Source organism: Actinomadura rubrisoli (genome assembly GCF_004349215.1).
Classification (GTDB): Bacteria; Actinomycetota; Actinomycetes; order Streptosporangiales; family Streptosporangiaceae; genus Spirillospora; species Spirillospora rubrisoli.
Genome location: NZ_SMKU01000136.1, coordinates 1 through 23,528, shown reverse-complemented (window position 1 = coordinate 23,528; position 23,528 = coordinate 1). Strand labels below are relative to the sequence as shown.

The following is a 23,528-nucleotide window of genomic DNA, read 5'->3' as shown; positions in this document are numbered from 1 at the left end:
GATCTCCACCCCCGCGGCCGCCGCCACCGCCTGGCTGGTAGCACCCGAGGGCCGCCGCCTGATCGAGCGGCTGGCCGAAGCGCACCTGATCGAACCCGGCCAACCCCACGGATGGTGGCGGATGCACGACCTGGTCCGCCAGTACGCCACCACCCTCGGCCGGCAACACGCGGCCACCGACCACCGCGACCACGCCCTTACACGGCTCCTGGACCACTACACCCACACCGCCCAAGCCGCCGCCGCGCACCTGAACCCAGCCGTCACCGACCCTGCCGCACGCGGGTTCGCCGGCCGCGAGCAGGCATTGGCGTGGCTGGACACCGAACTGCCCAGCCTGACCGCGGCCGCGCACACCGCCGCCCATCCCGACACCGCCATCGCCCTGGCCCGATCTGCACCGGCGGCGGCTGTTCCACGACTGGATCACCCTGTCCTCCTCGCCCACGCACGCTACCGAGGCCGGCCCGGGCAAGGCGGACGAACGCCGAGGACGGTTGCTGCTCAAACCCCGTGTCAGCGCACGAACTTCACGCTGCCGAACTCGGTGTACTCCTTGAACGACCCTGGGGTGATGCGGTCGACCTCCACGTGGCAGCCGCCGATGGCGTACAGCACAGCGCGCGGTGGGTGTCGTTGCTCGCCTCCCCGTCGCCGCCGACGTTGTAGCAGCGGTCGTCGACGGGGTTCGGCAGAACGTGCGGCACGTTTCCGGGCTGGGTGTGGTGGAGGAAGGTGCCGGTGGCAGCGTGGGCGGCGCCGGGAAGGGCACAGCACGAGCACCGCGCCGGCGGCGGCGGCAGTGCTGAACGCGGTGGCTGAACGACCTCGCATCGTTACTCTTGGTGTCGGACTTGTGGCATTAGCTTGGCATTGGTGGTGTGCCGTGCCTCTCGGTCTCATCGGCCGCCGTCACCGTGGCTTCGGGAGTTGCGGGGCCGTGCTTCCCGGTCAGGACGACCAGGGTTCGCGCCAGCGCCAGAACTGGTCGGTCCAGGGGCCGCTTTCCTCGACTTCGAGCGTGATCTCGGGGGCGTGGTAGCTCTCTCTGGGGGAGATGACCAGGCTGGGGTCGAGCATGGAGGCGATGACGAAGTCGGCTTGGCCGGTGTCGAGGTTGATCAGTCGCCACCACTGTGCCTGGTCTGCGGGGTCGGTGGTGGTGTAGGTGACCGTGGTGTTGGGCCTTGCGTGGGACAGTGTCAGGCAGCGGTCGTAGGCGGCGTTCTTGATCTGCACGACGCCGTCGAGCTGCTGCCCCGGGATCAGGATGAAATGCCACTGGACGGTCTTGTCGCCCGCCGACGCCGGCCCCAGGCGCCAGAGCCGCATTTCCACATCGGCGTTCTGGCGCCCCAGCGGGGTGATGTAGAGACCGCTGGCCGAGTGCACGATCAGCTGGGTTGTCCGGGTGGGGATCTGCTTGGTGACCACAGCGCCTCCCTGGTTCGCGGCTCCGGAACCCTTTCCGGAGAACTACGGAGTGTTCGTGTTCAATTACCGCACGCTTTGAAGGGTCTGTGGAGGTGAGGCTTCCGTCCACACAGCGACACCGCCACGGCACCCCCGCCGCCCTTAGCGCCCCGTTCCTGAACCTCGAAGATCGCGAATCGCGCTGGGCGTGAACTCGCCTGCCTGGCCGACCAGCGCGTGGGCATGGCGTCGTGAGAGTCACGATTTGACCTCAACTGCGGTTGAGGCCCAAGGATCAGCAGCAACAGGGGAGCTGCCCTGGTTGCTGACTCTGAGGAGGACGTCCGTGAGCACGGATGCAGGCTTCTACTCGATCATCGACTACACCGTCGATGGCGTTGACACCCAAAGGGAGCTCGTGGCGGCCTTCGCCGAGATCCAGGAGCGGTGGGTGCGCTTCTATCCCGGCTACCGGTCAGCCCGCTTCCACGTCAGCACCGATGGCACCCGCGTGTACAACATCGTGCACTGGGCCAGTGAGGCCGATTACCGCAACTTCGTGGAGACCTCCGACAGCGAAGGCCGGATGGCCGCCATCGGCAAGGCCTTGCGGGGCCTGTCGGGCAAGGCGGAAGCGCGCATGAGCGGGATTCCCACCTACACCGTGGTCGCAGAGGTCGGGCCCGGGCCACAGCGCCTGGTCTCCTGATCGAACCGGAAACTTCACCCGGCGCGCTCTCGCCGAACCAGCCGGGCGCGCACATCGAAGGGCGTCCCATGAAGGTCGAGATCTATGCCGATGTGCTGTGCCCGTGGTGCTACATCGGCAAGAGACGCCTGACCGCGGCACTTGAGGGCCTCGCCGACCGCACCGGTGTGGAGATCGTCTGGCGCGGCTACGAGCTGGCCCCGGGGGAAGGCCGGGTTCCCGGCCCCACGGCCGCCGAGGCCATGGCCGGATGGTGGGGTGATCAGACGGCGGACCGGATCGCCCGGATCCAGGCCCTGGGCGCCGCGGAGGGGCTGGAGCTCAACCTGCATCTGGCCCGGCCGGTGAACACCTTCGACGCCCACCGGCTGTGCCGGCTAGCCGCCGACCATGGCCGGGCCGACCAGATGATGGAGCGCCTGCTCGGCGCCTATCACTCCGAAGGACTCAACGTGGCCGACCCGCAGATCCTGCAGCGCCTGGGTGAGGAGGCCGGCCTGGTCTCCGCCCGGGTGCGCGCCGTCCTCGCCGGTGACGACTACGCCAAACAGGTGCGGGCCGACCGGCGCCGTGCAGCCGAGCACGGTGTCACAGGGGTCCCCTCGCTGGTGATCGATGGCAGGCAGCCGGTCTCGGGTGTCCAGCCCGCCGGCGAACTGCGCCGACTGCTGGAGCGTGGCCTCACCGGCTGACACGAACCTGTCGCCGGCCTGCTGACGGCGCACCACGCTCTGTCACCGCGATCATCGAGAGTGGGCCAGAGCCCAAGAACTTGTCGCCCAACACGGGTCGCGTTCGGCAGTGATCGCCACTCGGCTCTCCTGCTCGGGCGTTCGTCTAACGAACGTTAGACGAACGCCTGGACGGCCGAGCCGGTCACCAGGTGATGCTGTGGATGCCTTATGTCAGCTGTGATCGGCATCGAGACGTACAGGACTTCGCGGCCGCGGGCGTCGTCCGGCGGCGGGGCGGCTGCGAACATGGCGGGGATCTGCTGCAGCGCCGTGGCCGCTCCCGACCTTCATTGTGAACGGGCACCGCACGCGGCCGGTGCGGCGGGCCAAGACGTCCTGACCCGCCCGCTGCGTTCGAGGCCGACGGCGGGCCCCACCCTTCGACGAGCACGCTCGACCCCGTCCAACGGCCCGGTCGGCGACCGATGAGTTCCGCGTCGCCGGCCGGTCTTCATGATCGACGAATTGTCGGCCACGACGAAGGGAAGCACGATGCAGCAGGACCATCCCCCCGTCCGCCGTCCGCGCCGCTCGCGGCGGTGGCACGGCGGACTGGCCACCGCAGCGACCGCGGCGGCCGTGCTGTTCGCCTCGACCTCCGGCGCGCAGGCGGGCGCACACCTCGCCGACAAGTCGGCGGACCTGCCGGCCTTCCGGGACGGCACCGTCCCGGTGGACGGCGGCACCCTGCACTACGTCAGGGGCGGTTCGGGCCCGGTTCTCGTGCTATTGCACGGCTGGCCGGAGACCTGGCACGAGTGGCACAAGGTCATGCCGGAGCTGGCGAAGACCCACACGGTCGTCGCGTTCGACCTGCCGGGGCTGGGCGCGTCCAGCGTTCCGCCCGGCGGCTTCGACAGCGCCCACACCGCCGCGCGCATCCACCAGGGTGTGGCGGCGCTGGGGCTCGGCAAGGTCGCCATCATGGCGCACGACCTCGGCGTGTCAGCGGCCTACGCATACGCGCATGACTTCCCGTCCGAGGTCTCTCGGATGGCCGTCCTGGAGTCCGCGCTCAACGGATTCGGCCTGGAGAACGCCTATGGCGTGAGTTGGCACCTGCTGTTCAACCAGACCGCCAAGCCCGTCCCGGAGAACCTGATCAACGACGCCGCCCACACCCGGACCTACCTGACCTGGCTGTTCAGCTCGGCCCGGTACCCCGACCGGATCGACCAGGACCGCTACGTCCGCGCCTACTCCAACGCTCGCCACCGCAGCGCGGGCTTTGAGTACTACCGGGCGTTCCCGGCCAACACCGCCTACAACAAGGCCAGTTCGAGCACCAAGGTGAAGATCCCGATCCTCGCAATGGGCTCGCAGTACGTCTTCGGCGCAGGGGTGGCGCAGTCCTTCCAGGCCGTCGCCACCGACGTCCGAACTGCCATCGCACCCGACTCCGGGCACTGGATCCCCGAGGAGAACCCGACCTATCTGAAGCAGTGCGCGGGCCTGTTCTTCGGTCCGGCGCCGACGACTCCGCCGACCGGCGACCTGGAGACCTGCGCCCCCTGATCCGCCGAAAGCGGGAACCGCCACCCACGTCGGACGCGGGCGGCGGTTCCAGCCTGACCGACCGAGGAGCGGCCTTCCTGCTGACCCGCTGGTTCGGCGGAAAGGTGGCCGGGCAGGGGCTGGCGCTGACCCGGCCTCAGATGTCCGCCGGCTGCTTTGGCGCATGCCTGGTTCCGAGTCAGGAATCCCGTTCAAGTAATCAGCCGAGATCGTCTGAGGTTCCCCCCAGGGCACGGACACTTGCCCTGAGGTCACCGATGATCATCAGGAAGGATGTTCGCCATGCCGTCACCACACCCGCTCGAGTTCCGGCGTCGCGCGGTCGAGGTGGCCCGCCAGGGCGATAAGTCCGTGGTTCAGCTGGCCAAGGACCTGGGGATCAGCCGGTCCTGCCTGCAGAACTGGGTGAATCGGGCCGACGCCGACACCAACAAGGCCGACAGCGGCGATAAAGACGCCGGTCGTTTGACCAACGCCGAGAAGAAGGAACTGGTCGAGCTTCGGCGGCGTAACCGGCAACTGGAGACCGAGAACGAGATCCTCAAGCGGGCGGCTGCCTATTTCGCCCGGGAGAACGTGCTTTCAAAGTAATCTACCCGCTGGTCCGTGAACTCGCCGCCGGCTCCGTTCCGGTCGCGGTGGCCTGCCGGGTATTGAATGTCTCCACCTTGGGATATTGCGACTGGCTCGGGCGGTCCGAACCGCCGCGCGTGCTGCGGAACAAGGAACTCACCAAAATGATTCATTATATCCACGCCGAATCGCGCGGGAGTTACGGCTCGCCGCGGGTGCACGCGGAGTTGACGCTGGGGGCTGGGTGAGCGGGTCAACCGCAAGCGTGTGGAGCGGCTGATGCGCGCTTCGGGTCTACAGGGTGTCTACCGGCGCCGGGGCCGCCGCGACGTGGCCGGCCAGGCGACCGAGGAGGACCTGGTGCAGCGCCGGTTCGAGGTCGTCGGCCCGGACCGTCTGTGGCTTACCGATATCACCGAACACCCGACCATGGAAGGGAAGGTGTATTGCGCGGCGGTGATGGACACCTATTCACGGCGGATCATCGGTTGGTCGATCGATGCTCGGCAGAACATCGATCTGGTCGTCAACGCCCTGGCGATGGCTGTGACACGCCGGAACCCGCCGACCGGCTCTACCATCCTACATTCCGACCACGGCACGCAATACACGTCCTGGGCATTCGGGAAACGATTGCGGGACGCAGGGCTGCTCGGGTCGATGGGAACGATCGGTGACTGCTACGACAATTCTATGATGGAGTCGTTTTGGGGGACGATGCAGCTGGAGCTGCTCGACACCCGGGCATGGAAAACTCGCAAAGCAATCCCGTGACCAAAAGTGATCCAAGCGGTTTGATGCTTCCCTCGGGGCAGTCCGACCAGGGCAGCGGTATTCGAAACGACAAGAACTACCGGTGCCACGGCCTGAGGTGCCACTAAACTGACAAGTGCCACCAAGGTAGCGCCTCCGCTTGCATCGGTGCCGTCATTTCGACCGCCGGCATCGTGATGTCGATCTGGCCCCGGAGGATCGGGGGGTCGCTGTCGCGAACAAAGGGAACACGTCTGGAGCCCCACGAGGGCGGCAGGTGGGGCGGGCATACGAGAGGCAAGCACGTTGGCAAGTCCAACGAGGAGCTCAGCCGAGTCGCTTATGATACAAAGCGGCCGCAAGGCCCACAAAGGCCGGGTAGTTGCAGATTCGATGCGTTTACGGGCGACAGAGACGCCGAGCGGGACGGGCAGCCCGGCCCGATCGGATAGGATTTGCAGGGGAATCAAGGACAAGGCGGGAGAGAGATCGAGCAACCTGCAGGCAGCGAGCTCGCTCAGCACGACGCAGCCTAATCGCCCCGCATCCCGGCGAGGGACTAGATCACGAATCTGCGATGAGCGGCGGACTTGGATATCCCGAAGCACGCGGCAGCACTCGCCAGGCACACTCATTGACCAGCACGCAGGTGGTGGTGGCAGGTGCAGCCTCATCAGGGGCGCGCTGAATTTGCCTTAGGTGTCGCCGTAGGCGAGAAAAGTCACGGTCGCATCATGACCGATTCCGACTAGCGCACAGTCCAGGGTGTGCCCGGTGACCGGATATGAGGAAAAGCCGTCAGAGAAGTCACCGCCCTCCCACGCCTCGGGGGGGTATTCGACATTACTCCACCATTGCATTCCCGGCTGTAGAACGTTCATAACCTCCAGCAGGATCGGCCTAGCGACTGACGGGGTCCACGGTCCACAATTTGCACCGAAAGCCACATCCGTTGTACACATATACACTAGGAATGAGAGTATCTGTTCCGCGCGAGCAGAGATAGGGGACAGTATCTTTGCCAGCTCGTCCACTGTAGAAGGTAGGGGCGGCTCAATATTGAAATATGGGCCTCGGGGAAACGCGGGATCGAAGATCACAGGGTACAAAAGCTCGGCCGGGGAAAGCTGGGGATCGCCGCCTACCCGGACTCGGAGATATGAGTCCTCATCGGTACTCAGCGGAGCAAGTAGTCTCTGAATCTCAAACGCAGCGTTCATGCTCCAGTTCTACCGTTTTTCATCTGAGAATGGAAGCTGGAGTCTGCCTGTGGCCGGCCCTAATGTCTGAAGACAGTCCCGTAACGGGTGGCGGCTTCGAGCGATGAACTCGCTGTGGGACAGGTGATCAGCGTGGCCCGGACCGAGCGAAGGTTCACGGACGTTGCACACGTCTCGCAGGCCGGTACGGATTGTGGCTGGCCAGGCCAGCAGACCGGTACCTGCATGCCGGTCGGGCCATCGCATGCCCTTCGCATGCTGCTGATCGCGGTCTACGCGCACCAGTCTGACGGTGTGACGGGGGTCGTGCTGCTGCTCAGGCTCTCGAAGTTGAGCCTCCCGGGTCTGGAGGGGTACTTCGATTTGTCCCGTATTACGAAGAGTCCCGTTGCCGGCTGCCGTTGTCTTTGTACGCGCCGAGCGGGATGCGGCATATCTCGGCGGCTAAACGGCGGTCTTGTACCTGTGGGTGCGTGCCGAAACCTGTCATCCACGCGCCACCTGCGAGTGCTCGTGAGTGAAGCGACCGAGCCGGTAAAGGACGGGGGGCACGGAACTTGTCTGGCGGGCCGCCACGGGGTCATCCCGGCTGATTATGTCTGCTCGTTGTTCGCTCGGGGACACCAAAACGGATTGGCAGGCGGCGACATGGTTTGACACGCAAGTGATACGGGATGCGGACAAGTTGCTAAGCGCTTATCCAGAAGTTCTGTGCGTTACTCGGTGTCAGGCCGTTGGGGTGGGAGGGCGTTGACAGGAGCCTCGCCGGGGGTTGGATCGAGGTGTCTGCATCGTTCCGGCCGCCCAGCGAGGTCGTGGTCAGTATGCGCCCGGTCAGCGTGTTCGCGAACGCTTCGGCTTCTGACGACTCCCCTGGTTGACCGCCACCGCAGGAATGAATCCCGCCCGCCGGGGGGGCGGCCTGGGCGGTCCAGTGGCGCCCAGGCCCGGCCAGTCCTGGTCAACATGGTCCCGGGTTGGCTTGGCCGACCCCTGCGGCCCGCGTGGCCTGCCGCCACCGAGCCCGACTGGTCGCCACCGAGGGTGAAGGGTATCCCGCACTACGACCTTCCCGTCGTGGACGTCCTGGCGGTGGGCTGCCCCCGCTGCAACGTTGCGGCAGGTGAACCCTGCAGGTGGCCCTCCGGAGGTCACGGCCGGCACCGGCCTCGTCTCGCCGCCGCCACTACCGCCGGGCATGTCCAGCAGATGGAACTCGCGTCGTGGGTACCGATCGTCGCTGGCTTGACCCCGCACGGTTTTCGGCACTCTCAGAGGGTCTGGCTGGACGACGTCGGCATCCCCAGCGTTCTCGTTCATGACCGCCTCGGCCACTCGATGCCAGGCATCGGCGGAACCTACGCCCACGTCTCTGTCGTTCATGCGGGGGCAACTCCGTGGGCGGCTTCAGTCGCTGTGGGAACAGACACTGGACCAGCGACGCGCGCTGTGGCCAACGCCCTTGGTGCCGGTCTTGAACGATCTACTGTTCACCGCGTGAACTGGAACCGATGGCGGCCGTCTCCCGAACATCTCCCAATCGGGGCGACCACAGCCGAGTTCCCCCCACTGGCGGTCGGCTACCGACTTGGGCCTGTCACCGGCGGATCGCTCATTCTCGCAGGTCAGATAGCAACTGTTGGACGAATCCCGTGACGGCGAGGTCCATAAAGGCTCTACCGCGACGCCAAGATCCTGGAGGTCGGCGAGGGCACGTCGGAGGTCCAGCGCATGCTGATCGCGCGCGCCCTCGGCCTGCCCGCCTCCTGACCCCGCACCCGGCGCCCGCCGAGCCGTCTGACATATCCGGTTCACTGGGAATCTTCCGGAATCGGTTGATCGGCCCGTCCACCGCGTGGGACGCTTCGGGCTTTGCGATCGATCTTGCATCGGGCTCGCGGTCCCGAGCCCGCCCGGGGGACCCGCGATGGGTGTGTCAGCGATTCATGCTCCGCCGCTACCGGCGGAGCGTGAAGGCGTCGCCGGTGCTCTCCGGGGCGCCCGGACGCGCGACCTGCTGCGCCCGGACGCGCTGTTCGTCGTCCTGCTGACCGTCGGCACGGCCCTGCGGGCCCTCGCTGTGGCGGGCTATCGGCCAGCGCTGTGGTTCAACGACTCCTACGACTACGTCCGGATCGGGGTCGCGCCCTTCCCGCACCCGCTCCGCGCGCCGGGGTACGGCCTGATGCTGTGGCTGCTCAAGCCGCTGCACAGTCTGGCGACGGTGGCCGCCCTCCAGCACGTGATGATCCTCATCCTGGCCATCGCGGCGTACCGGGCGATGGTGGGGACGCTCGGAGTCGGCAGGCGGACGGCCGCGCTCGCGACCGCCCCGGTCCTGCTGGACGCGTACCAGATCCAGCTGGAACACATCCTGATGTCCGACACGCTGTTCACGGCCCTGGTGTTCGGCGCGATGGTGACGCTGGTGCGCAAGGACTCCCGCTGGTCGTGGCTGCACGCGGCGACGGCCGGCGGCGTGCTCGGCGCGGCGGCCGTCACCCGGACGGTCGGGATGGCCCTGGTATTCGTGGCGGTGCTCTACCTGGTCGCCCGCTACCGCACCCGATGGCGGCGGAGCGTCCTGACCGTGGCGGCGCTACTGGCGGCCTTCGCGCTGCCGGTGGGCGCCTCGATGGTGTGGTTCCACTCCGAGCACGGCCGGTACGCCCTCACCGACTCGGACGGCGTGTTCCTGTGGGGCCGCACCGCCGCGTTCGCCGACTGCACCGCCCACACGCCGCCTGAGCGCCTGGCCCGCATGTGCCCCCGCAAGCCCCCCGGAGAACGGTCCGCCTCGTCCACCCAGATCTGGGAGGAGGGCTCGCCGACGGGCTGGCAGCACGGCCATGCCTTCTCGCCGGAGACGAACGAGCTCGCCAAGTCGTTCGCGCTGTGGGCGATGCGTACGCAGCCGACCGACTACGCCGAGACGGTCTCCTACGACTTCTTCGTCCGGACCTTCGCCTGGTCCCGGGTCGGCTATCCGCATCCTTGGACGGAGTCGTTCTACCACTTCACCGCCCGGCCGCGTCCCGTCCCGGGGATCGCGCTCATCGGCGGCGGCATGGACGCCGAAGTCGCCCGCGAGTACGAACGGGGTCCCGCCGAGACCCGCGTGGTCGAACCGTACGCCGCCCCGCTCCGCGGCTACCAGCGGTTCGTCCGCCTGCCGGGGACGGTCCTCGCGCTGATCGTCCTGGCCGGGGCCGCCGGAATGCTGAGACGGCGCCGCAACTCGGCGTGGCTCCAGGCCGGCCTGCTGTGGGCCACCGGCATCACGCTTCTGGCCGTCCCGCCCCTGGCCGTGGACTTCGACTACCGCTACACCCTGCCCGCCACCCCGTTCCTGTGCATCGCGGCGGTCACGGCCTGGCGCCGTCCCGCCGTCAACGAGACCCCGGCCGCCGAACGGGAGGAGACTGAGTCGGTGTGACCGAAGGTTTCACTGTCCGGCATCCCACGCTCGACGACGTTCCCGCCATCTTGGCCGTGGTCGAGGCGAGCGACATCGCGACGGTGGGCGAGCCCGACTTCACGGCCGACGAGGTCCGCGAGGTGCTCACCGCGCCCGGCCACGACCCGTCCAAGGACTCCTGGATCGCCGCGCGTCCCGACGGCGGGGTGATCGCCTGGGGCTTCATCGAGAGCACCACCGGCGACCACGCGCTGATCGACGTGTACGCGCACCCGGACGGCGGACGTCCCGCCCAGGCGCCGCTGCTGCGGCTGGCGCTGGCCCGGATGGCCGAGCGGGTGCGGGAGTCCGGTCTTGCGGAGATCACCGTGAGGACGGGCGCCATCGCGTCCGAGGAGCACTGGATCGGCCTGCTCAAGGCGTCCGGCTTCGCCTTCGTCAAGCGGTACGCCCGGATGAGCCGTCCGCTCTCGGGCCTGGAGCGGTTTCCGGACCTCCCGGACGGGATCGCGCTCCGGCCCGTCCGGCCCGGCGACGAGTCGGACCTGCGGACCGTCCACACCGTCCTGCGGGCCGCCTTCGCCGACATCCCCGATGCGATCCGCTCGGGCTTCGAGGAGTTCAAGGCCACGGTCGAGGCGCTGCCCGGCGTCTCGTGGGACGAGTGGTTCGTGGCCGAGGCGGACGGCCGGGCCGTCGGCGCCCTGCAGTCCGCCGACCAGGGCGCGCAGGACGGCGAGGGCTGGGTCAAGCACCTCGGCGTGCTCCGCGAGCACCGCGGGAAGGGCATCGGACGGCTGATGCTGCTCACCGCGTTCGCCACCTACGCGGCGAAAGGACGGAGCAGAGCCGGCCTGGGCGTCGACCTCACCAACCCGACCAGCGCCTACCGCCTGTACGAGAGCGTCGGCCTATACCCCGTCTACGAGGCGGACGTCTACGAGCGCAAGCTCGCGGCCGGCTTCTCCCCGACCTGACGCCCCGCACGGGCGTTTCTCGCCATACTGGGATGCTCCATCTGAAACCCGGAGGGGCACCGGTGTCACTCGAAGTGGTCGCGTTGCGCGTTGGCGGATCGGTGGCCCGACTCGCGGTCGGGCGCGTGCTGGCCGGACGCGGCGCCAGGGACGCGGCGGGCAAGGACCTCGTCGAGCTGATCAGGACCGGGTTCCCGGACGAGCTGAAACGCCGCCGCGTCCAGCGCCAGTTCGACGGCATCGCCGACGCCGTCGCCGAGCGGCTCCTCACCTTCGCCAGAGGCGAGTTCCGCGGGCTCACCGACGGCGACCGCCAGGCCGCGCTCCACCAGGCCGTCCTGACCCTGGACGCGGCGGACCTGTCCGACGAGGCGTTCTTCGCCGCCGACGCCGACCCCGTCAGGCTGTCGCGCTCCCTACGCTCCCGCCTGCCCGCCCGCAAGGCCGAGTTCGAGCTGGGCGAGGCCGGGGCCCGCCTCTACGAGACCGTCCTGGACGAGTGCTGCGACTGCCTGGCCCGCATCATCGTCCACCTGCCGCAGTTCGGACCCCGCGCGTCCGCCGAGACGCTGAGCCGCCTCACCGGGCTGGCCGACCAGGTGCAGGCGGTCCTGTCCCGGCTGCCGGCCCGGACCCTGACGGCACCCGAGGGCGAGTCGGACGACGACGAGTTCACCCGCCGCTACCTCTCCTCCATCAGCAGGTCCCTCGACACGCTCGAACTGTTCGGCGTCCGCTTCGAGCGCTTCACCCGTCCGCAGACCACGCTCAGCGTCGCCTACATCAGCCTGAACGTCTCCGACGAGAACGCCCAGGGCAGCCGCCGGTCACGACCGCGGGCCGTCGCCATGGGCGAATGGCACGACGAGACCCGCACCGGCGCGATGCGCGTCGAGTCGGCACTGGGCAAGCACCGTCTGATACTGGTGCGGGGCGAGGCGGGCGGCGGCAAGAGCACCCTGCTCCGCTGGCTCGCGGTCACCGCCGCGCGGGGCACGTTCACCGGCCCCCTCGCCGGATGGAACGGCGCCGTGCCCTTCCTCATCAAGCTGCGGAGCTACGCGGGCGGCCCGCTCCCGCGCCCCGAGGAGTTCCTCGACGGCGCCGCCGGACCTCTGGCCGGGCTCATGCCGCGCGGCTGGGCGTATCGCCGCCTGCTGTCGGGCCGCGTGCTCCTCCTGGTGGACGGCGTGGACGAGGTGCCGGACGCCGAGCGCCACGCCGTCCGGAACTGGCTCCAGGGGATCATCCAGGAATACCCCTCGATCCAGGTCATCGTCACGTCCCGTCCGGCCGCCGCGGGCTCGGACTGGCTGCGCGCCGAGGGCTTCGCGACCGCCTTCCTGGAGCAGCTCGCCCCCTCCGACCTCCGCGCCCTGATCCAGCACTGGCACAACGCCGTCCGCGACTGCGCGGCTCTCCCCTGCGCGCCGGAACGCCTCCCCTCCTACGAGGCCGGTCTCCTGGCCAGGCTGGAATCGGCCCCGCACTTACGGACGCTGGCGTCCAGCCCCCTGCTCGCCGCGATGCTGTGCGCGCTCAACCTGGACCGCGAGGCCCTCCCCCGCAACCGCATGGGCCTCTACGCCGCCGTCCTCGACATGCTCCTGGAGACCCGCGACACCAAGCGGGGCATCACGAGCACCCTCGAACGGGACGAGAAGGTCCGCATCCTCCAGGACATCGCCTGGCACCTGTCGGCCAGCGACCGCGTCGAGCTGCCGAAGCCCACGGTCGAGCGCCTCGTCACCGACCGCCTGGCCTCGATGCCCCGGATCCGCGTGCAGGCACGCGACGCCCTCGACCTCCTTCTCCAGCGCAGCGGCGTGCTCCGCGAACCGGTACCGGGACGCATCGACTTCGTCCACCGGACCGTCCAGGAGTACCTCGCCGCCAAGCAGGCCGCCGACCTCGGAGACATGGACCTGCTCGTCCAGAACGCCCACCACGACACCTGGCGCGAGACCGTCGTCATGGCCGCCGGCCACGCCAACGATCCGCTGCGCCGCGAACTGATCACCGGCATCCTCGACCGCGCCCGCAACGAGCCCGACTGCGCTCGTACCCTCAAGCTGGTAGCCGTCGCCTGCCTGGAAACACTCCCGTCGATCCCCACCGACGTGCGCGCCGACCTCGACCATTGCCTGGACGACCTGATCCCACCGACCGACGATGCAACGGCCCGCTCCCTCGCCACAGCCGGAGAGCCGGTCCTTTCCCGTTTCCCCGAGACCCTGGAGGGACTCACGGAGAAGGCCGCGACAGCGACCGTCCGCGCGGCCTGGCTGATCAACGGCCCCGAGGCACTCGACGTCCTCGCCCGGTATGCCTCCGACGAGCGCTGGAGCGTCCGAGAGGAGCTGAGGACAGCCTGGGGCTACTTCGACGCCGACCAGTACGCCGCCCGCGTTCTTGCCCGCCTGCCCGCCGGGGCCCGGCTGTCCCTGCATCATTCTCCCCAGCAACTGGAAGCGCTAGGGAAGGTGGCTCCGCTCGGCAACCTGCACGTCTACGCGAAGGATTTCACCGGCTTCGAGTTCCTCACGCGCCATAACCACACCCTGACTGGTCTCCATCTGCACTACGACGAGCCGGGGGCCGATGCCGCCCTCCTACCGACGCTGCCCTCGCTCAAGAATCTCAGCTTCTCTTCTCCCGGCCTCGGAGACCTCGGTTTCCTGGATCACCTGCCACGGCTCTACGCACTCTCGCTCTCCGACTGCGCCGCCGTCACCGACTACTCGCCGGTTGAACGGCAGGCGCAACTGATTGTCCTGTCGATGGACGGCTGCCACCATCTCACCTCGCTCCCTTCCCTTCACAAGATGAAAGCCCTCGGCGTTAGCGGCTCCCGGCTGGCCGACGGGTTGGAGGGGATCCGCGAGGCGGCCCCAGGCCTTCGCGCTCTCTATGTGAATGATTGCGACTGGGTGACCGACCTCGGGCCGCTCTCCTCGCTGACCAACCTCACCTCGGTCGATCTGTCCCGGACCCGCATCGACGACCTGACCCCACTGGAAAACCTCTCCCACTTGCAGGAATTGCATCTCATCGGCTGCAAACGCCTTACGGATCTACGCCCCCTCGCGGCCCTGCGGAACCTCGAACTGATCTACCTGAACGGCGCCGCGCCAGGACTCGACGTGTCTCCGCTGGCCGACCTTCCCAACGTGCTCGTCCACATCAACGCCGGCCAGGAAGTGCGGGGCGCTGAGGCCCTGAGTAACCGTCTGAGCATCTTCTGAACCGCAGCACCCTAGACCAGGAAGTAGTAACCGTATGGATACAAAGAGTACTTAGCGGCTTCGGTTGGGGCGTATGAGCTGGGGGCATGTCCTTGCTACGCATAGTGCACAGGGTGAGCAGGAGACCCCGGAACGCAAGGGAGCCCCCATGGACCGGTACGAGATCACGGTGGAGACCGGCAACATCGAGAACTCCGGGACGGACGCCAACGTCTCCATCACCCTCTACGGCGATGACGGCTCCGCAGGGCCGGTCAGGCTCGACGACTCCAGGGACAACTTCGAGAACGGCGCCATCGACCGCTTCGTGATCGACCTGACCCCGGTCGGTCGGATGACCTCCATCCTGATCGGCCACGACAACTCCGGGAACAAGTCCGGATGGTTCCTCAACCGGGTCATCATCACCGACCGCCGCGAGACCGTGGAGTTCAGCGCCTACCGGTGGCTGGCCACCGACGAGAACGACGGCAAGACGGAGGTGCGGCTGGCGCGCCTGCATGATTGAGGCGGCTTGAAATTCAGTCGACAGCCGGTCCCGCGACGCACTGTGATGGCCCCGGGTGCCCGCCGCACGCAGCGGGCCTATCTAGGGGCTGCCCATGACGACCGAAGCAAGTGCGGACCACCGTCCCGCAATCGATGCGGCACTGGTCAGGAAACTGGTCGATACGCAGTTCCCCCAGTGGACCCGGCTGCCTTTGGAGCTGCTCGACCCGGCCGGGTCGGACCATGTGATCTACCGGCTGGGCGAGGAGCTCTCCGTCCGGCTGCCCCGCCACGCCGACGCCATCGGGCAGGCCAGGAAGGAGGCCGAATGGCTGCCCCGGCTGGCTCCGCACCTTCCGCTGGCCATTCCGGTACCGGCCGGGGTGGGTGAGCCCGCCTTCGGCTATCCGTGGCCCTGGGCGGTGTCCCATTGGCTGGACGGCGAGGTGGCGACCGTCGAGGCGCTGTCCGACTCGTCCGAGACCGCCGTCGGACTGGCGGAGTTCCTCACCGCCCTCCAGCAGTTCACGCCCGAGGACATGCCGGACGAGGGTGCCCGCGCGGACCTCACCGTCGAGCCGCTGGCGGACCGGGACCGCGAGACCCGAGCCGCCATCGCCGACGTCGACGGCGTGTTCGACACCGCGGCCATGACCGAACTGTGGGACCAGGCGCTGAGCGCCCCCGGGTGGGGCCGCCCCGCGGTCTGGTTCCACGGCGACTTCCACACCGGCAACCTGCTCACCGTCGACGGCCGTCTCAGCGCGGTCATCGACTTCGGGGAGCTCGGCATCGGCGACCCGGCCCGCGACTTGATCATCGCCTTCACGCTGATGTCGGCCGGGACCCGGGCCGCCTTCCGGGCCGCGCTAGGCGTGGACGACGCCACCTGGACCCGCGGACGCGGCTGGGCCTTGGCCACCGGCCTGAACGCCTACACCTCCTACGCCGCCGTGAATCCCCGGGTCGCCGCCCAGACCACCCGGCAGATCACCCAGGCCCTCATCGGCTAGGCGCTCACTAGGCCACCCGCCGCGCCGAGTCGTGCGGGGTATGCCGTCGGGTGACCGATCTCGGGCCGCTCTCCTCGCGCGCCCGCGCTCGTCACGGCCTGCTCGAAGGAGCGATGAGGTCGCGGAACTGGCCGCAGCCGAACGTGGGCCAGCTGTCGCCTTTGGCGTTGAGGAGACCGATTTCCGGTACGTGCCGGACACCGGCGATCTTCTCGTCGTCCCTGATGGCGAGCCCGACGATCATCGCTCTGCGGACACCGGGATCCGCCTCGGCGGTGCAGGCGACCTGGGCGATGGCCAACCGGGACCAGGTCGACGGTCTGGCCACGTACACCGTCAGCTCATCGGGCGGCCGCTCCTCCATACCCGTCCGGGGGTCCAGGGCGGGAACGACGTTGGCGAGTCCCGCGCGTCGTTCGGCGGACGTGGGCGGCACCATCAGTTGCCTCACCCCGAGTCCTGGATGGCCGGGCAGCCCGGGACGCTCTACACGGACCAGCTGTCCCTTCTTGACGAGGAAGATGTGCATCGACGTCGCGACCCCATGAGCGACCGGCAGGTCGCCTGCCCCGATGATCCCGGTCGGCCTGATACCGCAAGCGCAGGCTGTGCACACCAGCAGACCGACGGCGGCGGCCCGTCTCCAGCGCGCCGCGAAGAAGGACCGACCACGCAACCAATACACAGTCACGAACCCTAAGAGACGCCGAGCCGATCAGGCACGACCGGAGTGGCTGTGGGATCCTCAGGCCACCGCCCGCCGCGCCGAGTCGTGCAGGATGTCGGCGAGCTCGCGTGCGCGGAGGCCGATGCCGCCGTGGCTGGTGTCCAGCGAGTGCACCTCGAACGGACTGGCCGGGGTGAGCGCGTCGGCCTCCTTGATGAGGCGGTCTTGGAGGGTCAGCGGCATGCTCAGGTCCTTTGTGAGGCGGACGTAGGTGTGCGGGACCCGGCCCCAGGTGTCGGCGTCGGCGCGGTCGGTGCCGAAGTCCAGGATCTCGTCCGGCTCGAATCCGTTGAGCATCGCGAAGAACTGCTGGTCCGTGCCGTCGGCGAGGAGCGCCTCCTTCAGCGCCGCGAGCAGGCCGGCGTCGGCGAGGCGCCAGTTGAACCGCAGGACGCCGAGCTCCGCCGGGTCGGCGGCCACGAAGCCCTGCGTCTTGGTCAGGTGGAGTGCGCTGGTGGCCCACTCCGGCCCCCGCATGTACTCCTCGGCCGTACTGTCCACGCAGCACCAGGCGGCGATGTACACCGTCCGCTCCAGGAGGTCGGGGATCGCGTTGGCGACGGGTGTCACCACCACCCCGCCGCGGCTGTGCCCGACCAGGATCACGGGACCGTGCTCCCGGGCCCGGCGCACGACGCCGATCACGTGCTCCACCCAGTCGGCGTGCGTCACGTCCGCCAGCGGCGATGGCTCGGCGGCGAAGGCGGCGAGGTCCTGGGGCGCCTGATAGGACGCCGACAGACCGGCGCCCGCGCCGTGTCCCGGCAGGTCGACGGCGAGCGAGCGGTGCCCCCTCAGCACCAGCTCGCGCTGGATGCCCGCCCAGGACCGGGCGTTGCCGTTCGAGCCGTGCACCAGGACGAAAGTCGGACTCATGGAGGTCCCTCCCAGATCGGTGGTGACGCCGTCGTCGGCATCAGAGGCACAACGGTCGCTCGAACACCGGACGCGGGACCATCCCAAGACTTTGGGGGTCGACGGCCCCATGATCTCGTTTGCCGTTCCGGTGGAGGCGGGCGAGACTTGGCCGCGTGGCACGGTTAGGGGAACTGTGTGCGGCGGCCAGGCAGGGGGCGAGCGCGGACGACCTCGGAGAGGCCGTCTCGCGGGCGCTTGCGCCCGTCGTCGCGCACGACGCGTTGAGCCTGGTGGGCAGCAACCCCGGAGCGGGCTTCGGCCCGGCGTCGTTCAGCTTCCGGCATCGGTACGATCCGGCCCTCGGCCTCGCGCTGCTGCGCGCCGCCTACGCGGGCGAGGACCCCTGCACTCCGCGAGAGCTCGTCCAACGGCCCGTCCCCGCAGGTGTGACGGGGGCGGATGGCGGCGGCCACCGCGACCTGCTGGCGCGGCGCCTGCTCGCCAGCCACGGGGTGGGAAGCGAGCTGCGCCTGCTGCTGCGGGACGCCCGGGGCGTGTGGGGCTGCCTCGTCCTCCTGCGCGCGCAAGGAGGCAGGCCGTTCGAGGACGAGGAGGTGAGCCGCGCGGCCCATCTCGCGCCGACCCTGATAGCAGCCCTGCGCGCCTACGTCACCGCCGGACCGCTCGTCCCGGCCGACCCGGCCCCGCCGACCGGAGTGATCATCGTCGGCCCCGATCACGAACCCCGCGCGGTGACCCCTCCGGCGCACGGATGGCGGCAGCAGTTGCGGGGCCGTCCCCTGGACTGGACGACCGAGCCCTACATGTTCGCCCTCTCGATGCAGGCACGCAAACACGCGCAGGACGCACGCTTCCCTCCTCCGCTGATCGTCGGCCCGGCCGCGAGCCACGGCCGATGGCTCGCCTGCGACGCACAGCCTCTCGGCGACGGCTGCACCGGAGACGTGGCGGTCATCATCCAGGCGGCGACGGCCGAGCAGTTGTTCCCCGCCTTCTGCGACTGGTACGGCATCACTGCCCGTGAACGCCAGGTCATCGTCCACCTGCGCGAGGGGATGGCGCCCAAGCAGATCGCCCGGCGCCTCGATCTCTCGCTCTACACCGTCAACGACCACCTGAGAGCCATCTTCCGCAAGACCGGCGCCAGAGGCCGCGACGAGCTCATCACCGCGATCACCACCTGAACGGACGGCCGGGTACCAGCGCATCACCGTATGGGTCATTTCCACGGCCGCCTCGGAGTCCTATCGTCAGCCCGTGGCCAGGGATCAAGACCGCCGTCCCCGCAGATGCGGCAAAGAAGCCCACGTGAGACGCACGCGGGCGAAGTGCCCCGCCTTCAAAGGATCGGGGCCGCTCTGATGCGCGACTGGAACGCCCCCACCTGCGGTTACTGCCACGGCACCCGGCGGCTGGTGATGGTCGGCCGCGACAGGTTCTGGATCGAGGTGAACTGCTGGTACTGCGAGGGCACCGGCAACGAGGACGGCCAGGCCCCGGAGATCGAGCCGCCGGACCCGACGGAGCGCCGGCCGTTCGGCTGGCACGCCGCGGTCGCCGAATCCGGACTGTGTCCGCAATGCCTGGGACAGGGCGAAGTGATCAGCCTTGCCGAGGGCATGCGAGGACGGGCGCCGTGCCCGCGATGCGGGCCCGTTCCGGGAGCGTCCTGACGAGACCCGCCTCTCGCCGTAGCCTGGGGTTGTCGTGACGCCAGGAAGGGTGCGAGGCCGATGCATGACGAGATGACCATCGGAGCTCGGCTCCGAACCCTGCGCCGCTGGCGCGGCATGAGCTTGGACGAAGTCGCCGGACTGTCCGGACTGAGCAAGAGCTTCCTGTCCCGTGCCGAGCGCGGCCTACGCGCACTGGACCGCCGATCCCACATCTCCGCCCTTGCATCCGCGCTGCGCGTATCGGAGACCGATCTGGTCGGCGGCCCCCACCTTGGGGCCGACCCCGCACAGGCCGGACCGCATGACTACATCCCACCGCTCCGCGTGGCTCTGGAAACCAACGGCTTCCATTCCGACCCCGTGGTGGATCGTGCCCGACCCCTCTCTGAACTCGCAGCCTTGATGGGGGGACCCATCGAGCAGGAGCGTCGCAGGTACAACTACATCCGGGTCGGGGAGGATCTGCCCGACGTCATTGACGAACTGCACTGGCACGTCGGGCAGGCGGGTGACGAGAGGGCGCAGCGCCTCGCCCTTGAGGTCCTGGTGGAGGCGTACATGTGCGCTGCGGGGATGGCGCGGACGCTGCGCCATCCCGACCTCGGCCACATCGCCGCAATGCACGCGGATGAGGCGGCCGTCCTGCTGGACGATCCGATCGCGCGCGGCAAGGCGGCGTTCTCGCTGGTCCGCCCGAGTCCGAGCAACTGGCACCGGGTGAAGGCGATGGCCGAGCGGGCGGCGGACCGACTTGAGCCCCACGTCCACGACGCTGAGGGCCGTCAGGTGCTGGGCATGCTCACCCTGAACGCGGCGCTGGCGTCGGCCGCCAGCCGAGACTCCGATGCCGCCGAGCACTGGCTGGCCGAGGCGCGGGAACTGGCCGGCCAGGTGCCCGACGACCTGGAGCGAAACTGGCAGGCGTTCGGGGCGACGAACGTGGCGATCTGGAACGTCACCGTCGGGGTCGAGTGCGGCAAGATCGGTGGCGAGGTCTTCGAGCTGACCAAGTTCGTGGACGAGGAGAAGCTGGACCAGAACCTAGCGCGCAAGACGTGCTTCCTCGCGGATGTGGGACGCGGCTTGGCGCGCGACCCGAAGTGGCGCGACGAGGCTGTGCGCTGGTTCCGCCGCAGTGAGGTCGTCGCTCCGCAGCGCTTCCGTAACGACGTCAAGGTTCGCGAGTCGGTCGCGGTGATGCTGGAACAGGCGCGTGTCGCCGCGCAAGGCCGTGAGCTGCGCGGAATGGCGGCGAGGATGGGCGTCCCGCACTAGCGAATGCGCTGCGTTGCCACTTGGCAACGCAGCGTGTCATCGCCTTCGTACAGTCCTGCCTATGAACGCGTTAACGACTGCGCATCTGGAGCGGCTCGCGGCCGAGCTCAGGGGGCGGGGCTGGGAGGCCACGGTCCGGGCGCCCAAGGGGCGCAAGCAGGTCGTGCATGTGCGGAACCCGCGCGAACCCGGTCTGAACGACGACGTCGGCGTCGATGACGCCGCGTACAGGTGGGCATGGAGCGGCCAGGTCATCGGTCCGCTGACGGAGACGCCCGGCGTCGCCGACCGCATCATGCACGTCCTCCGCGAGGTGGAGTCGTGAGCTCCGGGTCGGGCGCGCACGAGACCGGGTTCATGTCGCTGAGCCACGATCTGTGGCAGCAGACCCTCGCGGCCCTGGACTCCGGCGACGAGCGGGTCCGCGAACACGCCTACCTCCACCTGCTCGCCGCGGCTCCGCGCATCTGGGAGCCGCGCCCCCTCCCCGTCCGGGTCACGAAGGCGGGGCACTGACGGTGGGCGCGGTGATCCCTCTCGCCGGGCGGTCGCCGCGCCCACCCAATCGTCGTGCAGTCAACGCCCGGCTCGTCGGGGGCTGTGAGCGAAGCTGCACGACCGGCACGGGTCCCTGGATGGGCACCCAGCGGCCCGTGCCCGCCGCCCGGCCGGCATACACCGCCCCCGCCGGCCGGGCGGCCCCACCACGGCGCGGCGGCACGCAGCGACCCCCCGGCGTGCGTGCCGCCGCGTCCACACGGAGGTGACCAGTGAACGCTGACCGCCGCACGAGAGCGCGAACGGCGGCGGACCGCCAGCGGCGAAGCCGACCCCGGGCTGCGCCCGCAACGCAAGCCCGGTCCAGAACCACCCTGACGCGACTCGGCTCGCGCCGTAGCCTGAAATTGTTGAGACGCCAGGAAGGGTGCGAGCCGATGCATGACGAGATGACCATCGGAGCTCGGCTCCGAACCCTGCGCCGCTGGCGCGGCATGAGCCTTGCCCAACTCGCCGGACTGTCCGGCCTGAGCAAAGGCTTCCTCTCCAAAATCGAGAACGGCAAAGCCGCGCTCGGCCGGCGATCCCACATCTCCGCCATCGCCACCGCCCTGCGCATCTCCGAAGCCGACCTGATCGGCGGTCCGCATCTGACGGCAGATCCGGTACGGGCCGCACCGCACGCCACGGTGCCGGCCGTCAGGGCAGCGTTGATGACGAACTCCCTGACGGCCCCCGCCGCCGACCATGCCCGGCCGCTCGCGGAGCTGGTCGCGGAGATGGGCCGCATCGATCGCAGCGAGTACAAGCACATCGAGGTCGGCCAGAAGCTTCCCGCGCTCATCGACGAACTCCACGTCCACGCGTGCGCCCCAACCGATGAACCCGCCTACCGGCTCGCGCTGGAAACCTTGGTCGAGGCATTCCAAGCGGCGACGTTCACGAGCAAGGACCTCGGTCACGGAGACCTCGCCCACGTCGCCGCCATGCGTGCGGCGGAGGTCGCCGCCATCCTCGACGACCCGGTGGTGACGGGGAAGGCCGCGTCCCTCCGGATCCACACGATGCCGACGACCGCCCGCGACGTGGCCCTGACCGCGGCCGAACACGCCGCGAACGCGCTGGAGCCCCATGTCCACGACGACCTCGGGGTACAGGTGCTCGGCATGCTCACGCTGGCGGCGTCGATGACGGCCACGGTCATCTACGACTACGACCGCGCGGAGCACTGGATGCGGCAGGCGGACGAGCAGGCGACGCGCGTGCCTGACACGCCGGGCCTGAACTGGGGCGCCTTCTCGAAGACGAATGTGGGGGTGTGGAAGGTCGCGCTGGCCACCGAGCGCGGCGCGAGCAGCGGCGACCTGCTGGGGCTGGCGAAGAACGTGGATGAGGCCAAGCTGGAGCCGCGCCGGGGGCGGCACGCCACATTCCTCGCCGATGTCGGCCGCGGCCTGGCCCGCGACAAGCGGACCCACAAGGACGCGGCGGGCTGGCTGCTCCGCGCCGAAGAAGTCGCCCCGCACAAGATTCGCAACTCGGCGGCCGTGGGAGAGACGGTCGCGACCCTCGTCCGGCAGACGCAGGGCGCCTCGCTCGGTCGAGAACTCCGCGGGCTGGCCGCGCGGATGGGGATTCCGCACTGATCTCACCGTGGGTTTCCATCGAAGGTCCGCTACCTCGGCGACTTGTGTCGGTAACGTCTGATCTACTGCTTGCCGGGAGATCTGGCGTACTGGAGGAAGGAAACCTGGTGGGGGTTCTGACCGACTACTTCCGCGCGGCCGATGCGGAATCAGTGGTGCAGGCGCTGAGACGTTTGGATGGCGGTCCGCTTGTGGGCACGCGGTCGCCCGCCTTCGACGGAGTCGAGGCCAAGGGCATCGACGTATGCGTCGTCCTGGGGCAATTGATCGCGGCCATCAAACAGGTGCCGTGGACAGTAGAGCTCGTTGAGGAAAAGACGGTGTGGCCCGCTACTCCGCCTCCCGGTCCGGACGACCTCGGAGATGAAAATGACCCTTGGGGGACCGGGCCGTGGGTATCGGAGCTTGACAATACGACGCGGGACGCGCTTGCGGGAGTGTTCGACGCGGACGTATCGAGAGTGGTCACCGAATGGGTGCAGGCCGAGGAACTCGCCGGAGTTCGCGCCGATGACATCGAACCGCTGGCCAAGGAGTTGGTTCACCTCGCCAGGCGGGCACGTGACGCGGGAGATCGGCTTTATTGCTGGACCTGTCTTTAGGCCGCCGAACCTGGTGATTCCGGTGCGTCGTACAGGGTTCACCCTGGCGACCACGCGGCGAAGACGATCGGTGGCGTGACGGTCTCGCCGGGACGGGGCGGCTGGTCGTGGCGGACGGGTGGTTTACGAGGAAACGCGTCCGGTCCTGGCCACGGGGGTGGGGGCC

At 68.9% G+C, this 23,528-nt stretch carries 23 protein-coding genes and 2 pseudogenes; 19 read left to right on the top strand and 6 right to left on the bottom strand.

Annotated elements, in window-relative coordinates; translation table 11 throughout:
• Window positions 1-430, bottom strand: a pseudogene (locus E1298_RS24050) (hypothetical protein); the annotation flags it as partial.
• A 521-nt stretch (window positions 431-951) separates the two neighbouring features.
• Window positions 952-1,434, bottom strand: coding sequence for an RICIN domain-containing protein (locus tag E1298_RS24045; protein WP_131896958.1), 483 nt, complete (start codon window positions 1,432-1,434; stop codon window positions 952-954).
• Between the two features lie 325 nt (window positions 1,435-1,759).
• Here E1298_RS24045 and E1298_RS24040 point away from each other — a divergent pair, with 325 nt between their 5' ends.
• Window positions 1,760-2,122, top strand: coding sequence for an antibiotic biosynthesis monooxygenase family protein (locus tag E1298_RS24040; protein ID WP_131896956.1), 363 nt, complete (start codon window positions 1,760-1,762; stop codon window positions 2,120-2,122).
• Between the two features lie 68 nt (window positions 2,123-2,190).
• Complete coding sequence (locus E1298_RS24035; protein WP_131896954.1) at window positions 2,191-2,814, top strand: DsbA family oxidoreductase; 624 nt, start codon at window positions 2,191-2,193, stop codon at window positions 2,812-2,814.
• 155 nt (window positions 2,815-2,969) lie between these two features.
• Here the strand turns inward: E1298_RS24035 and E1298_RS51265 are convergent, their stop codons facing one another.
• Window positions 2,970-3,104, bottom strand: a complete 135-nt coding sequence (locus E1298_RS51265; protein WP_279499100.1) for a hypothetical protein — start codon at window positions 3,102-3,104, stop codon at window positions 2,970-2,972.
• A 244-nt stretch (window positions 3,105-3,348) separates the two neighbouring features.
• Between E1298_RS51265 and E1298_RS24030 the strand changes: the two genes are divergently transcribed.
• From E1298_RS24030 to E1298_RS24020, 3 genes are all read left to right on the top strand, one after another.
• Entirely contained in the window at window positions 3,349-4,371 is a 1,023-nt protein-coding gene (locus tag E1298_RS24030; RefSeq protein WP_131896952.1) for an alpha/beta fold hydrolase, read from the top strand.
• A 273-nt stretch (window positions 4,372-4,644) separates the two neighbouring features.
• On the top strand, window positions 4,645-4,962 hold the full coding sequence (locus E1298_RS24025; RefSeq protein WP_131896950.1) for a transposase: 318 nt from the start codon (window positions 4,645-4,647) through the stop codon (window positions 4,960-4,962).
• Window positions 4,963-5,184: 222 nt separating this feature from the next.
• Window positions 5,185-5,718 carry an IS3 family transposase gene (locus tag E1298_RS24020; RefSeq protein WP_279499102.1) on the top strand — a complete coding sequence of 178 codons (534 nt, stop codon included), beginning with the start codon at window positions 5,185-5,187 and terminating at the stop codon, window positions 5,716-5,718.
• A 674-nt stretch (window positions 5,719-6,392) separates the two neighbouring features.
• Here E1298_RS24020 and E1298_RS24015 read toward each other — a convergent pair.
• Window positions 6,393-6,917: a hypothetical protein gene (locus tag E1298_RS24015; RefSeq protein WP_131896946.1), complete on the bottom strand. Its 525-nt coding sequence runs from the start codon at window positions 6,915-6,917 to the stop codon at window positions 6,393-6,395.
• A gap of 966 nt (window positions 6,918-7,883) precedes the next feature.
• Here E1298_RS24015 and E1298_RS51850 point away from each other — a divergent pair.
• The 7 genes and pseudogenes from E1298_RS51850 (at window position 7,884) to E1298_RS23985 (ending at window position 16,059) form a co-directional block, all read left to right on the top strand.
• Window positions 7,884-8,573: a zinc finger domain-containing protein gene (locus E1298_RS51850; protein ID WP_424923125.1), complete on the top strand. Its 690-nt coding sequence runs from the start codon at window positions 7,884-7,886 to the stop codon at window positions 8,571-8,573.
• A 15-nt stretch (window positions 8,574-8,588) separates the two neighbouring features.
• Window positions 8,589-8,687 (top strand): annotated as a pseudogene (locus tag E1298_RS24010) (acyl-CoA dehydrogenase family protein); the annotation flags it as partial.
• 163 nt (window positions 8,688-8,850) lie between these two features.
• A complete protein-coding gene (locus E1298_RS24005; protein ID WP_131896944.1) occupies window positions 8,851-10,353 on the top strand; it encodes a hypothetical protein in 1,503 nt (500 codons plus the stop codon).
• Window positions 10,350-11,312: a GNAT family N-acetyltransferase gene (locus E1298_RS24000; protein ID WP_131896942.1), complete on the top strand. Its 963-nt coding sequence runs from the start codon at window positions 10,350-10,352 to the stop codon at window positions 11,310-11,312. Before E1298_RS24005 ends, E1298_RS24000 begins: the two co-directional genes overlap by 4 nt.
• A 62-nt stretch (window positions 11,313-11,374) precedes the next feature.
• Complete coding sequence (locus E1298_RS23995) at window positions 11,375-14,557, top strand: NACHT domain-containing protein (RefSeq protein ID WP_131896940.1); 3,183 nt, start codon at window positions 11,375-11,377, stop codon at window positions 14,555-14,557.
• Window positions 14,558-14,705: 148 nt separating this feature from the next.
• The gene (locus E1298_RS23990; RefSeq protein ID WP_165975634.1) at window positions 14,706-15,065 is read left to right on the top strand and encodes a PLAT/LH2 domain-containing protein; all 360 of its coding nucleotides are present in this window, start codon (window positions 14,706-14,708) and stop codon (window positions 15,063-15,065) included.
• A 94-nt stretch (window positions 15,066-15,159) separates the two neighbouring features.
• On the top strand, window positions 15,160-16,059 hold the full coding sequence (locus E1298_RS23985; RefSeq protein ID WP_131896936.1) for an aminoglycoside phosphotransferase family protein: 900 nt from the start codon (window positions 15,160-15,162) through the stop codon (window positions 16,057-16,059).
• Window positions 16,060-16,150: 91 nt separating this feature from the next.
• On the opposite strand, the gene E1298_RS23980 is transcribed toward E1298_RS23985, so the two are convergent.
• Together E1298_RS23980 and E1298_RS23975 are read right to left on the bottom strand one after the other, a co-directional pair.
• Window positions 16,151-16,510, bottom strand: coding sequence for a hypothetical protein (locus E1298_RS23980; RefSeq protein ID WP_131896934.1), 360 nt, complete (start codon window positions 16,508-16,510; stop codon window positions 16,151-16,153).
• Window positions 16,511-16,804: 294 nt separating this feature from the next.
• Window positions 16,805-17,662, bottom strand: coding sequence for an alpha/beta hydrolase (locus E1298_RS23975; protein WP_131896932.1), 858 nt, complete (start codon window positions 17,660-17,662; stop codon window positions 16,805-16,807).
• A gap of 155 nt (window positions 17,663-17,817) precedes the next feature.
• Here E1298_RS23975 and E1298_RS23970 point away from each other — a divergent pair, with 155 nt between their 5' ends.
• From E1298_RS23970 to E1298_RS23940, 7 genes are all read left to right on the top strand, one after another.
• Window positions 17,818-18,849, top strand: a complete 1,032-nt coding sequence (locus E1298_RS23970; RefSeq protein WP_131896930.1) for a helix-turn-helix transcriptional regulator — start codon at window positions 17,818-17,820, stop codon at window positions 18,847-18,849.
• A gap of 177 nt (window positions 18,850-19,026) precedes the next feature.
• Window positions 19,027-19,338, top strand: a complete 312-nt coding sequence (locus E1298_RS23965; protein ID WP_131896928.1) for a hypothetical protein — start codon at window positions 19,027-19,029, stop codon at window positions 19,336-19,338.
• A 60-nt stretch (window positions 19,339-19,398) separates the two neighbouring features.
• On the top strand, window positions 19,399-20,616 hold the full coding sequence (locus tag E1298_RS23960; RefSeq protein ID WP_131896926.1) for a helix-turn-helix domain-containing protein: 1,218 nt from the start codon (window positions 19,399-19,401) through the stop codon (window positions 20,614-20,616).
• A gap of 61 nt (window positions 20,617-20,677) precedes the next feature.
• On the top strand, window positions 20,678-20,941 hold the full coding sequence (locus tag E1298_RS23955) for a hypothetical protein (protein ID WP_131896924.1): 264 nt from the start codon (window positions 20,678-20,680) through the stop codon (window positions 20,939-20,941).
• Complete coding sequence (locus E1298_RS23950) at window positions 20,938-21,132, top strand: hypothetical protein (protein ID WP_131896922.1); 195 nt, start codon at window positions 20,938-20,940, stop codon at window positions 21,130-21,132. The genes E1298_RS23955 and E1298_RS23950 overlap by 4 nt, the downstream gene beginning before the upstream one ends.
• A 254-nt stretch (window positions 21,133-21,386) precedes the next feature.
• On the top strand, window positions 21,387-22,760 hold the full coding sequence (locus tag E1298_RS23945) for a helix-turn-helix domain-containing protein (RefSeq protein ID WP_131896920.1): 1,374 nt from the start codon (window positions 21,387-21,389) through the stop codon (window positions 22,758-22,760).
• 107 nt (window positions 22,761-22,867) lie between these two features.
• Window positions 22,868-23,362, top strand: coding sequence for a hypothetical protein (locus E1298_RS23940; RefSeq protein WP_131896918.1), 495 nt, complete (start codon window positions 22,868-22,870; stop codon window positions 23,360-23,362).
• The last annotated feature ends 166 nt before the right edge of the window (window positions 23,363-23,528 follow it).

Coding starts and splice junctions, on each gene's coding strand:
- E1298_RS24035 (WP_131896954.1), top strand. CDS start 2,191: ATGAAGGTCGAGATCTATGCCGATGTGCTGTGCCCGTGGTGCTACATC.
- E1298_RS51265 (WP_279499100.1), bottom strand. CDS start 3,104: ATGTTCGCAGCCGCCCCGCCGCCGGACGACGCCCGCGGCCGCGAAGTC.
- E1298_RS23960 (WP_131896926.1), top strand. CDS start 19,399: ATGCATGACGAGATGACCATCGGAGCTCGGCTCCGAACCCTGCGCCGC.
- E1298_RS24015 (WP_131896946.1), bottom strand. CDS start 6,917: ATGAACGCTGCGTTTGAGATTCAGAGACTACTTGCTCCGCTGAGTACC.
- E1298_RS23975 (WP_131896932.1), bottom strand. CDS start 17,662: ATGAGTCCGACTTTCGTCCTGGTGCACGGCTCGAACGGCAACGCCCGG.
- E1298_RS23955 (WP_131896924.1), top strand. CDS start 20,678: ATGAACGCGTTAACGACTGCGCATCTGGAGCGGCTCGCGGCCGAGCTC.
- E1298_RS23985 (WP_131896936.1), top strand. CDS start 15,160: ATGACGACCGAAGCAAGTGCGGACCACCGTCCCGCAATCGATGCGGCA.
- E1298_RS23965 (WP_131896928.1), top strand. CDS start 19,027: ATGCGCGACTGGAACGCCCCCACCTGCGGTTACTGCCACGGCACCCGG.
- E1298_RS24025 (WP_131896950.1), top strand. CDS start 4,645: ATGTTCGCCATGCCGTCACCACACCCGCTCGAGTTCCGGCGTCGCGCG.
- E1298_RS51850 (WP_424923125.1), top strand. CDS start 7,884: ATGGTCCCGGGTTGGCTTGGCCGACCCCTGCGGCCCGCGTGGCCTGCC.
- E1298_RS23990 (WP_165975634.1), top strand. CDS start 14,706: ATGGACCGGTACGAGATCACGGTGGAGACCGGCAACATCGAGAACTCC.
- E1298_RS24030 (WP_131896952.1), top strand. CDS start 3,349: ATGCAGCAGGACCATCCCCCCGTCCGCCGTCCGCGCCGCTCGCGGCGG.